The sequence below is a fragment of the Mariniflexile soesokkakense genome (genome assembly GCF_039650365.1).
Lineage (GTDB): Bacteria > Bacteroidota > Bacteroidia > Flavobacteriales > Flavobacteriaceae > Mariniflexile > Mariniflexile soesokkakense.
Genome location: NZ_JAZHYP010000009.1, coordinates 25,534 through 37,606 on the forward strand (window position 1 = coordinate 25,534; position 12,073 = coordinate 37,606).

10 protein-coding genes are annotated in these 12,073 nt (G+C 34.4%); 5 read left to right on the forward strand and 5 right to left on the reverse strand.

Annotated elements, in window-relative coordinates; translation table 11 throughout:
- Positions 1-100: 100 nt before the first annotated feature.
- From secG to miaB, 5 genes are all read right to left on the reverse strand, one after another.
- Complete coding sequence (gene secG, locus VP395_RS14370; protein ID WP_346242719.1) at positions 101-439, reverse strand: preprotein translocase subunit SecG; 339 nt, start codon at positions 437-439, stop codon at positions 101-103.
- Complete coding sequence (locus tag VP395_RS14375; RefSeq protein WP_346242720.1) at positions 439-1,386, reverse strand: hypothetical protein; 948 nt, start codon at positions 1,384-1,386, stop codon at positions 439-441. Before VP395_RS14375 ends, secG begins: the two co-directional genes overlap by 1 nt.
- 118 nt (positions 1,387-1,504) lie before the next feature.
- The gene (lptE, locus tag VP395_RS14380) at positions 1,505-2,014 is read right to left on the reverse strand and encodes an LPS assembly lipoprotein LptE (protein WP_346242721.1); all 510 of its coding nucleotides are present in this window, start codon (positions 2,012-2,014) and stop codon (positions 1,505-1,507) included.
- 122 nt (positions 2,015-2,136) lie between these two features.
- Entirely contained in the window at positions 2,137-3,402 is a 1,266-nt protein-coding gene (locus VP395_RS14385; RefSeq protein ID WP_346242722.1) for a sigma-54 interaction domain-containing protein, read from the reverse strand.
- Positions 3,403-3,484: 82 nt separating this feature from the next.
- Positions 3,485-4,933 carry a tRNA (N6-isopentenyl adenosine(37)-C2)-methylthiotransferase MiaB gene (miaB, locus tag VP395_RS14390; protein WP_346242723.1) on the reverse strand — a complete coding sequence of 483 codons (1,449 nt, stop codon included), beginning with the start codon at positions 4,931-4,933 and terminating at the stop codon, positions 3,485-3,487.
- A gap of 150 nt (positions 4,934-5,083) precedes the next feature.
- Here miaB and VP395_RS14395 point away from each other — a divergent pair, with 150 nt between their 5' ends.
- The 5 genes from VP395_RS14395 (at position 5,084) to porL (ending at position 12,073) form a co-directional block, all read left to right on the forward strand.
- A complete protein-coding gene (locus VP395_RS14395; RefSeq protein ID WP_346242724.1) occupies positions 5,084-5,860 on the forward strand; it encodes a hypothetical protein in 777 nt (258 codons plus the stop codon).
- Between the two features lie 136 nt (positions 5,861-5,996).
- On the forward strand, positions 5,997-8,486 hold the full coding sequence (topA, locus tag VP395_RS14400) for a type I DNA topoisomerase (RefSeq protein ID WP_346242725.1): 2,490 nt from the start codon (positions 5,997-5,999) through the stop codon (positions 8,484-8,486).
- A gap of 170 nt (positions 8,487-8,656) precedes the next feature.
- A complete protein-coding gene (locus VP395_RS14405; protein ID WP_346242726.1) occupies positions 8,657-9,823 on the forward strand; it encodes a formimidoylglutamase in 1,167 nt (388 codons plus the stop codon).
- A gap of 160 nt (positions 9,824-9,983) precedes the next feature.
- The gene (gene porK / locus VP395_RS14410; RefSeq protein WP_452299623.1) at positions 9,984-11,345 is read left to right on the forward strand and encodes a T9SS ring complex lipoprotein PorK/GldK; all 1,362 of its coding nucleotides are present in this window, start codon (positions 9,984-9,986) and stop codon (positions 11,343-11,345) included.
- An 89-nt stretch (positions 11,346-11,434) separates the two neighbouring features.
- On the forward strand, positions 11,435-12,073 hold the full coding sequence (gene porL, locus VP395_RS14415) for a type IX secretion system motor protein PorL/GldL (RefSeq protein ID WP_346242728.1): 639 nt from the start codon (positions 11,435-11,437) through the stop codon (positions 12,071-12,073).

Below are 12,073 nucleotides of genomic sequence, written 5' to 3' on the forward strand. Positions count from 1 at the left end.
ATTCTAAAAGTGTGCCAATGGTTGGTAACTGACAAACTTACAGCAACAAAAAATGCCAACTTGGTTAAAGTTGGCATTTTTTGTTTTATAATAGTGCAAATTATTCTGCAGGAGCAGTATTGTTCGCAGGTTGTGCTGGTGTTGGTAAAGGTTGTGATGTTGTAGCATCTAGGTCTAAAGCCTTAGAGTCTGCGCTTTCACCACCTCTGTTAATAGCAACGTTAGATAATAAAATTAATATTAGCAATAAAGTTGCTAATGTCCATGTGCTTTTATCTAAAAAGTCGGTTGTCTTTTTTACACCGCCTAATTGTTGTGTGCCACCGCCACCAAAAGATGAAGATAATCCGCCACCTTTAGGGTTTTGAACCATAATTACTACGATTAGTAAAAATGCTACCACAACTATTAATGCTAAAAATATTGTAAACGTACTCATTATTTCTTGTTATTTTGTTCTTGTAATTGTTCTACTGCCTTAATTTGGTTTGCAAAGAAACTACTTTTTTCTGGATATTTCAAACTTAAAATTTTATAAGATTGAATTGCTTTTTTATAGTTTTTTTGCTCAACATAAATTCGTGCCAAAGTCTCGGTCATTAAGGCTTCGGGTTGTATCATTTGCGCTTCGGCAAGATTTACTTTTGAAGGCAAAAATGTTGTAGGATTTATTTTTGGGTTTTTATTGATGAATTCTTCAATAAGCTCAAACTTTTTAAGTTTATCTGTGTTTGAAGTGGTTTCTGGTGCTTTGGGTTCTTCTGCAACAGCATGATCATTCCTTTCAATAGGTTGCAGACGTGTTAAATTCAACCATTCATTAAAAGAATGTGTTTCCTTTTTATCAAAATCAAGTGGCTTCCCTAGTTTTAATATATCGGTATCAGAGGATTCTTGAGTTTCTGTTTTTTTGTAAACAATTTCAATACTTTCAGATTCATCTAAAATAAAATCGGTTGTTTTCTGTGTTTGTTCCTCTTTGGGTTTAAACAGAGAAGGGTCTAAAACCCCAATGGTTGCTATGATTTGTTGCTTTAAGGCATCGTCAATTTTTACACTTTTATTTACTGAAATGTCCTCAATGTCAATTTCAATATCTTTTAAATGTGCTGTGTTTTGTTTGATGAATTCTGAAATTTCATTTTGAACAAATACATCTGAAGTTATAAAATCAAATAAAATGCTACGGTCTGCGGTATAAGCAGCAGTGGTTTTAAGTTCTTGATTGTATTTAAAACTGCTTTCGTTCTTTAAACCTTTAAGATATAGGGCACGTGCCGATTGAAAATAAGGAAATTCATCAATAATAGATTTTACAGCCTCGGTTTGCTGGTGCGTGATGCTTTGCGGATGCTGAAGTATGTATGTAAAATCGGTGTTGTTCATTTTTTGTTCAAAGCTTCAAAGTTACAGAGATTTAAAGTTTATAGTTTCAAAGCTAGTTTAAAATTTTAATTTTCAATACCAAGTACTCAACACCTAAAACCAAAAACCCAACATCCATCTACCATTTTGCTAAAGTAGCATTAAAAATATCTTGGGTTAAACGTTCAAAAATTTCTTCGTGTGCTGTTGCTTTAGTAGTTCCAATTAGTTGGGCGCTTCCCGCATAATCGTAAAAAAACGAAAAGGATTGTTCTAAATCATCATCTTCTTTTTTTCTGTTAAAAAAACGAACTTTCACACTTATGGTCAATCTATTTTGTGCTGCTGTGTTTTGTGAGGTTGCTGTAGTTGGCGAAATGCGGTAATCGGTTATTTCTCCTTCGTAAACCAAGTCGCCGTTAGATTGCACTAAGTTTAAATTAGTTTGGTTTTGAATTAAATCTTCTAAGGCTAATTTAAAGTCACGTTCTAAACCAGGCTCTACTAAAAGTGCATTGTTTTCAAAACGGTTTACTTGGTAGGTTTTTACATTTGCCGGCACCGATGCGCCTGTGAATGAATAAATACCACAGCCAAAAAGTAAAAAACTAAAGGCGAAAAGAGAAACGTAAATTATTGTTTTTTTCATATTAATTAAAACACTTCACTTCGTCTGCGCTCAGTGCAGGCTTGCTCAGTGTAAAATTTGTTTTCATAATTGTAAAACGTCTATTTGTTTAATTTGTTTGTTAACTGCGACTGAAAACTTATTTAAAGATCGTATTGTTTTATTTTTCTGTACAAAGTACGTTCACTAATACCTAATTCGGCTGCTGCTAATTTACGCTTTCCGCTGTGGCGTTCAAGCGATTTTTTTATTAATTCTAATTCTTTGTCTTGTAACGATAAGGTTTCTTCTTCTTCAATTTCTTCAGCAAAATGATACTTGTCTAAAGTTTCAGGAGTTGTATGGTTTGCGCTGTGTTCTGGTATGGAGAGCACCTCGTTGTTTTCTATAGTATCTTCTTCGTATTCGGCATCATCTTCGTCATCACCATAAATTTTTTGAATTAAACTTTCATTGTTTTTTTCAACATCTTTAGTGTTGCCATTTTTCATAAGTTCTAAAGTAAGCTTCTTTAAATCGTTTAAGTCGCTTTTCATATCGAACAATACTTTGTAGAGAATTTCACGTTCACTACTAAAATCACTTTCAGACTTCGATGTTTTAATAACAGCAGGTAAATTGCTGCCTGTTGCAGGTAAATAACTTTTTAGGATTTCAGCTGAAATGGTTCTGTTTTGTTCTAAAACTGAAAGTTGCTCTGCGATGTTTCGTAACTGGCGCACATTGCCGCCCCAACGGTGTTTTAAAAGCGTTTGTATGGCGGCATCGGTTAATTTGATGGTCGGCATTTTGTACTTTAAAGCAAAATCGCTGGCGAATTTTCTAAACAATAAATGAATATCTTCTTGCCTGTCGCGTAAAGGGGGTAAATGAATATCTACCGTACTTAAACGGTAATATAAATCTTCACGAAATTTTTCTTTCTCAATGGCTTCAAACATGTTTACGTTGGTAGCCGCTACAATGCGTACATTGGTTTTTTGTACTTTACTAGAACCTACTTTTAGAAACTCGCCATTTTCCAAAACACGTAATAAACGTACTTGTGTGGTAAGAGGAAGTTCTCCAACTTCATCTAAAAAAATAGTGCCACCATCGGCTACTTCAAAGTAGCCTTCCCTGGTTTGTGAAGCGCCTGTAAACGCCCCTTTTTCATGACCGAAAAGTTCACTGTCTATCGTGCCTTCGGGAATAGCACCGCAGTTTACCGCAATGTATTTATTGTGCTTTCTGTGAGATAATTGATGTATTATTTTCGGAATACTTTCTTTACCAACACCGCTTTCACCAGTGACCAAAACCGAAATATCGGTTGGTGATACTTGAATCGCTTTTTCTATGGCGCGATTTAGTGCAGGCGAATTGCCAATAATACCAAATCGTTGTTTTATAGCTTGAATTGATTCCATTTAAAGTTGTTTAGTCTGGTCGAGCGCAGTCGAGACCTCTTAAGACCTCTCGACTGCGCTCGAGGAGACATTTTTATTGTTATTAATTGTTAATTGAATACCCAATAGCTTCACCTATAAGGGTAGCACTGGTGCAATCGTTAACTTGTACGTTTACAAAATCGCCAATTTTATAGTCGCCTTTAGGGAAAACTGTTACCAAACTTTGTTGGGTTCTTCCAGACCAATGTACATCAGATTTTTTGGATTCTTTTTCAATAAGAACTTCAACAACCGTGTTTAAGTTTTGTCTGGTTCTAAAACCGCTATGTTCTTGTTGAAGTTCAACTATTTCGGCAAGTCTTCGTTTTTTATCTGGTTCAGGAACGTCGTCTTCCATTTTACGTTCAGCTAAAGTTCCTGGACGCTCTGAATACGTAAACATGTATCCAAAATCATATTTCACATATTCCATTAACGATATAGTATCTTGAAAATCGGCCTCAGTTTCGGTAGGAAAACCAACAATCATATCTTGACTTATGGCACAATCTGGAATAACACGTTTAATATTGTCTATTAATTGCATGTATTCTTCGCGTGTGTGCAAACGGTTCATTTCTTTTAAAATGCGGTTGCTACCACTTTGTACTGGTAAATGAATATGGTTACAGATGTTTTGGTGTTTTGCCATGGTTTCAACCACATCCATCGTTAAATCTTGTGGGTTGGACGTGGAAAAACGAATACGCATTTTAGGTTGTGCTTTAGCGCATAAGTCTAATAAATTAGCGAAATTAACAGCCGTTGCTCTTTGTAAATCGGTTGCTTTATCAAAATCCTTTTTCAGACCGCCACCATACCAAAGGTAACTATCTACATTTTGACCCAAAAGCGTTACTTCTTTGTATCCTTTTTTTGCTAAATCGTTAATTTCTTCTAAAATACTTTGAGGTTCTCTACTGCGCTCGCGTCCACGGGTAAAAGGTACTACACAAAAGGTGCACATATTATCACAACCACGCGTTATAGATACAAAAGCAGTTACACCATTGCTGTTTAAACGCACCGGTGAAATATCACCATAAGTTTCTTCTTTTGAAAGAATAACGTTGATGGCATCATGACCTTCATCAACTTCGGCTAATAGGTTTGGTAAATCTTTATAGGCATCAGGACCAACAACTAAATCAACAATTTTTTCTTCTTCAAGAAACTTTGTTTTTAAGCGTTCAGCCATACATCCTAAAACACCCACTTTCATTTTTGGGTTATGGTCGCGTTTTACAGCGTTGTATTTTTCTAAACGTTTGCGTACTGTTTGTTCAGCTTTATCACGAATAGAGCATGTATTTACCAAAACTAAATCGGCATCTTCTAGATTTTGTGTGGTGTTATAACCTTGATTTGTTAAAATTGAAGCCACAATCTCGCTATCACTAAAATTCATAGCGCAACCGTAACTTTCAATAAAAAGTTTACGCCTGTTACCTTCTTTTTGTTCAAGGACTAATAATTCACCTTGTTTATTTTCGTCTATTATCTTTTCCATAGGTTGCTGAAACACGTATTTTCAATAAGCATGCAAAGATACAATTTATTTATGTTTTGTGACAAAGTGTCATATTTAAAAATTTATTAAATTTTGAAAATATGCAGGAAAGCATTTACTTTGATTAAAACTAACCAATATTTGAAGCAAATGAATACAATTAATAGTTTATTAGAAAAAATAGATAAAGCCAAAAGTTTAGATTTCGGTACTATTTTTAACCAATCTATCGAATTATTTAAAAAAGTATGGGTGCAAGGATTAGTCATGTTGTTATTGACGATGCTTTTAATGGTGCCTTTTTATTTAATAATGTATTTACCAATGTTAGGAATGGGGTTGATTGACCCGCAATCATTTCAAAACATGGAAAACATGGGGGATTTCAGTCCATTTCTTATGATTCCGTTTTTCATATTCGTACTTGTGTTTTCATTTTTTGCCATGGTAATTGGTTTTGGTATGAAAGCTTCATTTTTTAGGATTTGTAAGTTAAAAGATTTAGAAGAAATGGGTGCCGATGATTATTTCTACTATTTAAAGAAGCCATATTTAGGAAAAGTGGTAAAGCTGTCTTTGGCTACTTTCGGAATTACAATTTTAGCAATGTTGCTATGTGTTCTACCAGTTTTTTATGTGATGATTCCAGTAACTTTAATGAATGTGATATTTGCGTTTAATCCGGATTTATCAACTTCTGAAATAGTGAAAGCAGGATTTAGGCTAGGAAATAAAAAATGGTTGCTAACTTTCGGATTGATATTTATATCTAGCTTATTGGCAGGAATTGTAGGTGTGTTAATGTGTTGCATAGGTATTTACGTTACTTCATCATTTTCATATTTACCAGTGTACTTTATATATAAAGATTCTGTAGGTTTCGATAAAAAAGAAGACAATCAAGGTTATGGGATGTCTTACGAATAAATAGTAAATCTCTTTAAAAAGCCTGTTTTTTGCAATCTAAAAACAGGCTTTTTTATTTAAATAGAAAACAGATAATCCCTAAAATTAGGCAGATAAACTTTTTTTCATATACATTTGTAGCTAGAAAAAATCAAGTATGGCGAAGAATTTAGTAATTGTAGAGTCACCTGCAAAGGCAAAAACTATCGAAAAATTTTTAGGAAAAGATTTTAAGGTAGAGTCTAGCTTTGGGCATATAGCAGATCTTCCTTCAAAGGAATTGGGTGTGAATGTAGAGGGGGATTTTAAACCAAAATATGAAGTTTCAAAAGATAAAAAGGCAGTTGTAAAAAAACTAAAAGACTTAGCTAAAAATGCCGATATGGTTTGGTTAGCAAGTGATGAAGATCGAGAGGGAGAAGCGATTGCATGGCATCTAGCAGAAACTTTAAAATTGGATAAAAACAAAACGAAACGTATTGTTTTTCATGAAATTACTAAAACAGCCATTCAAAAAGCGATTGAAAACCCAAGAGGAATCGATTACGATTTGGTTGATGCACAACAAGCACGCCGTGTACTAGATAGAATTGTAGGATATGAATTATCTCCAGTACTTTGGCGTAAAGTAAAAGGAGGTTTATCTGCGGGTCGTGTACAATCGGTTTCTGTTAGATTAATTGTAGAACGCGAACGCGATATTCAAAATTTTACAGCGGAAGCATCGTATAGAATTGATGCCGAATTTTCAAATGAGGAAGGGCAAACATTCAAAGCGAAATTGCCTAAAACATTTTCAACTAAAGAAGAAGCTCAAAAATTCTTAGAAAAAAATGCAAAAGCAACTTTTAAAGTTTCAGATTTAGAGAAAAAACCAGCTAAAAAATCACCAGCTGCACCCTTTACCACATCTACATTACAACAAGAAGCATCCCGTAAACTTTATTTTTCAGTAAGTAAAACCATGACGATGGCACAGCGCCTATACGAAGCGGGTTTAATTACTTATATGAGAACGGATAGCGTTAATTTATCAGACGAAGCTAAAAAAGGCGCCAAAGCAGAAATTGAAAGTGCTTACGGTTCAAAATATAGTAAAACAAGAAATTATACAGGTAAGGCTAAAGGTGCACAAGAAGCGCATGAGGCTATACGTCCTACCGATTTTGCGCTCCATTCCGTAGATATCGATAGAGATCAAGCCCGCTTATACGATTTAATTTGGAAACGTGCCATTGCATCGCAAATGAGTGAAGCGGAATTGGAACGTACCAATGTTAAAATTGCAGCGTCTACACATAACGAGACTTTTACCGCCAATGGAGAGGTTATCACATTTGATGGTTTTTTAAAAGTGTATTTGGAAAGTACTGATGATGAGGATGTTGAGCAAGAAGGTATGCTTCCTGCTATGAAAACCAATGAAGCGCTGCTTAATAATTATATAACAGCTACCGAGCGTTATACGCGTCCGCCTTACAGATATACCGAAGCTTCTTTGGTGAAGCAGTTAGAAGAATTGGGTATAGGACGCCCTTCTACTTATGCGCCAACTATTTCAACCATTCAAAATAGAAACTATGTTGAAAAAGGAGCTATCGATGGAGTAGAACGCGAATACTCACAGCTTACATTAAAAAAAGGTGTAGTAAAAGACAAAACACTTACCGAAAAAGTAGGTTCTGATAAAGGAAAATTAGTGCCTACCGATATAGGTATGATTGTAACTGACTTTTTGGTGAATCATTTTGAACATATTTTAGATTATAACTTCACGGCTAAAGTTGAAGAAGACTTTGATAACATTGCTGAAGGGAAAGAAAATTGGATTAAAATGATGAAAGAATTTTATAAAGACTTTCATCCACAAGTAGAAGATGTTCAGGAAAATGCCGATAGAGAATCTGGTGAACGTGTTCTGGGAACCGACCCAAAAACCGGAAAACAAGTAAGTGTGCGTTTAGGTAAATTTGGTCCTATGGTACAAATAGGAACACCTGATGATGAAGACAAACCACAATTCGCAAGTTTAAGTCCAGACCAACAATTAAACTCCATTACTTACGAAGAAGCAATGGATTTATTTCAATTGCCTAAAAATCTTGGCACTTATAAAGGTGAAGAGGTTGAGGTAAATAATGGGCGTTTCGGACCTTATGTTAAGTTTGGAGACGTATTTGTTTCTTTGCCAAAAGGTGTGGATCCTTTAAGCGTTGAGTTAGATGACGCCACTATTTTAATTAAAGAAAAAGAGGAGGCCGATGCTCCTATTTACACGTACAAAAAATTACCTGTTCAAAAAGGAAAAGGACGTTTTGGACCCTTTATCAAATGGAACAATATGTTCATTAATGTGAACAATAAATACGATTGGGATAATCTATCTGATAATGATATTGTTGAACTTATTGAAACCAAAATCCAAAAAGAGATAGATAAGGTTATCCATAATTGGGAAGATGAAGGTATTCGTGTTGAAAAAGCCCGTTGGGGAAGACACAATGTGCTTAAAGGAAAAATAAAAGTAGAGTTAGATAAATCTGTAGATGTCTCCAAAATGACTTTAGAAGAAGCAAAAGCACTAATAGAAGCCAAAGCACCAAAGAAAAAGGCGGTTAAAAAGAAGCCTACTGCTAAGAAAAAATAATTGTTAAGGTATTAAACAAAAGATAAAAAGTTGCATCTTGAATTATTGATTTTTAATTTTTAGCAGATTATTTTTATGTTAACCGCATGCAATAAGTCACTATTTCTTATGATATTTGTAATCATGCAAATTGAAAAAGTCAACACTTTATATAAAACAGTACATTTTAAATGAATTTTAATTTTCTTTCACCTGTTTCAGATGTGGTTTTGGCTCATAACGAGTTGCTTTCTTTGCAAGCATTAGGTAGAAAAATTAGAATTCATTCTGCGCAAAAGGGAATTCCAGATTTAGAAGGTGTTAATATTGCTATTCTAGGCGTTCTTGAAAATAGAAATGATGTTAATTATATAGGTGAAGAATTTCAGTTAAACGAAATTCGAAAAACCTTTTATAGTCTTTTTCCAGGAAGTTGGCATACCACAATGGCCGATTTAGGTGATATTAACAAAGGAGAAAGTGTTGAAGATACCTATTTTGCTTTAAAAACCACCATTGCTATTTTAATTAAAAAAAATATTATACCTATTATTATAGGTGGCACCCAAGATCTTACGTATCCAAATTACAGAGCTTACGATACTATTATGCCCATGGTAAACATTGTAAATGTAGATTGCAAGTTCGATTTGGGAGATTCTACAAAGCCAATAAAAAACGACAGTTTTGTAGGTAAAATAATTTTAGATCAGCCTTACAATCTTTTTAATTATGCTACTATTGGCTTTCAAACGTATTTTAATTCGCAAGAAGAAAAAGATTTAATGGATAGTCTTTATTTTGAATCTTACAGATTGGGTTCGGTTTCAAAAGATATTACTTTAGTAGAACCTGTAATGCGAGATGCTAATATTGTAAGTATCGATTTAAGTGCTGTAAAAGGTTCAGAAGTTAGTTTAAATCAAAAGTTTTCACCAAACGGATTAGATGGAAAGGAGATTTGTGCTATAGCCCGTTATGCGGGTATAAGTAATAAGGTGAGTTCATTTGGTATTTACGAGTATAAGCCATCAAAAGATGATGATATGACGTGTATGCTCATGTCTCAAATGCTTTGGTATTTTATTGAAGGTGTTAATTTTAGGGTGAAAGATGATGATTTTACAGATGATAGTAACTATCAAAAATTTATAACCTTGGTAGATTCACAAGAGTTGGTGTTTTATAAAAGTAATAAAACGGGCAGATGGTGGATTGAAATTCCTTTTTTAACAGAAATTAATAATAAATTAAAGAGACATACGTTATTACCTTGCATGCATCTAGATTATCTAGATGCATGCAACAATAAGGTGCCAGATCGCTGGTATAAAGCGTTTCAAAAGAATTGTGTTTAACACTAATAACTGCTGAAGTGTACATTTCATCGGTAAAATGTTATTTTTTTACGATGAAATGTATTTTTTTCTTTAAAAAAGTTGTTTTTTAAAAAATATATAAATATGTTTACGCTCTCAAAATGAAGCTTAAATAATTAACCTCGAGTTTTCTATGGATATGAAGAAGTTTATATTATTAACCGCAGTAATAACAATGCTAGCTAGTTGTGGCTCAAATGACAAGGGCGAGTTAGTTGGTGTTAAAGGAAAAAAATGGCACCCAGAAAAGCCTTATGGAATGGAACTTATTCCTGGTGGCGCATTTATAATGGGTAAAGGTGATGACGATTTAGCCGGTGTACAAGATGCTCCTGCAAAAACCGCAACCGTAAGAGCCTTTTATATGGATGCTACAGAAATAACAAATAGCGAATACCGCGAATTTGTTAATTGGGTAAGAGATTCTATTATTAGAATGAAGTTGGCTGTTTTGGCCGATGAGGTTGGAAAAGTGCCTGAAGATGGTGGTATTGGCGAATTTGCTTTCAAAGATGCAGATACAGCTAATATGTCAGTTTACGAAAAATACATGTTCGAAAACTATACAGGTTTAGGTCCAACAGGGTATGAGGGAAGAAAGATTAATCGCGATATTGATTTAATTTTTGATACGTCTGATTATCCAGATGAATATTATACTGAAGTAATGGATACGATGTATTTGCCGTTAGAGGATTCTTATAACGGGCAACGTACATGGGATGTTAAAAAGTTCAAGTTTCAGTACAGCTATATGGATATCCAAGAGGTAGCAAGAAATAGAGGTATTAAGCGTAGTGACGCTATAATGAAAGAAGAAGTAGAGGTGTATCCAGATACAGCAGTTTGGATAAGAGATTTCGCTTATTCTTATAATGAGCCAATGCATAACGACTACTTTTGGCATGATGCTTATAGTGAGTATCCTGTAGTAGGAGTAACATGGAAACAGGCTAAAGCGTTTTGTGAGTGGAGAACCATTAAGAAAAACTCATATCAAAAATCTAGAAAAGGTGCAGCAATGGTAAATACTTTTAGATTACCATCTGAGGCCGAGTGGGAATATGCTGCTCGTGGAGGTCTGCAAGCTGCAACATATCCATGGGGTGGTCCTTATACAAAAAGTGATAGAGGCTGTTTTATGGCAAACTTTAAACCTGTAAGAGGTGATTATGCAGCAGACCAAGCATTATACACAGTAGAAGCGAAGTCTTACGAACCAAATGATTACAACCTATATAATATGGCAGGTAACGTAGCAGAGTGGGTAAACGCTTCATACGATCCGTCGTCTTATGAATATACATCAACCATTAACCCAAGTGTTAATGACAAAAACAATCAACGTAAGATTGTTAGAGGAGGGTCTTGGAAAGATGTGGCATACTTTTTACAGGTAAGCTCAAGAGATTACGAATATGCAGATTCTGCAAGAAGCTACATTGGTTTTAGAACAGTTCAAGATTACATGGGGACACAAGTAACTGGAAAAAAGAAGTAAAACCAATTAAAAAATTAATCAAATCAATAATAAATTTAACCTATTAATTAACCTACTTAAGTATTTACTTAAATTAAAAATCGAAAATTATGGCACAGTCAAAAGCAAGTAAAAAGTTCATGAATATGGCTTACGGATTAGGAGCGGCAATTGTAATTATTGGAGCGCTTTTCAAAATTACTCACATGGAGTTTGGGCCTATTACAGGTAACGCTATGTTAACATTAGGTCTTGTTACCGAAGCAATTATTTTTGCATTATCTGCATTCGAACCAGTAGATAGCGAATTAGATTGGTCTTTAGTGTACCCAGAATTAGCTGGAGGAGAAACAAGTAAAAAAGAAAAAAGCGAAAACCCACAAGGTTTGTTATCAAAAAAATTAGACGAGTTATTAAAAGACGCAAAAATTGATGGTGAATTAATGGCAAGTTTAGGAGAAAGTATTAAAAACTTTGAAGGGGCAGCAAAAAACATGTCATCTAGCGCAAATTCTATTGAAGCTTCTAAAAAATATGGTGAAGAATTATCATTGGCAGCAGCTCAAATGGAATCTTTAAACAGTTTATATAAAGTGCAGTTAGAAAGCATTAGCAAACAAGCGACAATTAATGAGGAGTCTGTTGAAAATGCGGCTCAATTGAAAGAACAAATGAAATCTTTAGCATCTAACTTATCATCATTAAATGGCGTATACGGTGGTATGCTGTCTGCTATGAACAAAAACTAA

What these genes read in the sequence shown, in the direction of transcription:
- porL (WP_346242728.1), top strand. Translation starts at nt 11,435, where the DNA reads ATGGCACAGTCAAAAGCAAGTAAAAAGTTCATGAATATGGCTTACGGA.
- VP395_RS14405 (WP_346242726.1), top strand. Translation starts at nt 8,657, where the DNA reads ATGAATTTTAATTTTCTTTCACCTGTTTCAGATGTGGTTTTGGCTCAT.
- VP395_RS14395 (WP_346242724.1), top strand. Translation starts at nt 5,084, where the DNA reads ATGAATACAATTAATAGTTTATTAGAAAAAATAGATAAAGCCAAAAGT.
- miaB (WP_346242723.1), bottom strand. Translation starts at nt 4,933, where the DNA reads ATGGAAAAGATAATAGACGAAAATAAACAAGGTGAATTATTAGTCCTT.
- porK (WP_452299623.1), top strand. Translation starts at nt 9,984, where the DNA reads ATGAAGAAGTTTATATTATTAACCGCAGTAATAACAATGCTAGCTAGT.
- VP395_RS14385 (WP_346242722.1), bottom strand. Translation starts at nt 3,402, where the DNA reads ATGGAATCAATTCAAGCTATAAAACAACGATTTGGTATTATTGGCAAT.
- topA (WP_346242725.1), top strand. Translation starts at nt 5,997, where the DNA reads ATGGCGAAGAATTTAGTAATTGTAGAGTCACCTGCAAAGGCAAAAACT.
- secG (WP_346242719.1), bottom strand. Translation starts at nt 439, where the DNA reads ATGAGTACGTTTACAATATTTTTAGCATTAATAGTTGTGGTAGCATTT.
- VP395_RS14375 (WP_346242720.1), bottom strand. Translation starts at nt 1,386, where the DNA reads ATGAACAACACCGATTTTACATACATACTTCAGCATCCGCAAAGCATC.
- lptE (WP_346242721.1), bottom strand. Translation starts at nt 2,014, where the DNA reads ATGAAAAAAACAATAATTTACGTTTCTCTTTTCGCCTTTAGTTTTTTA.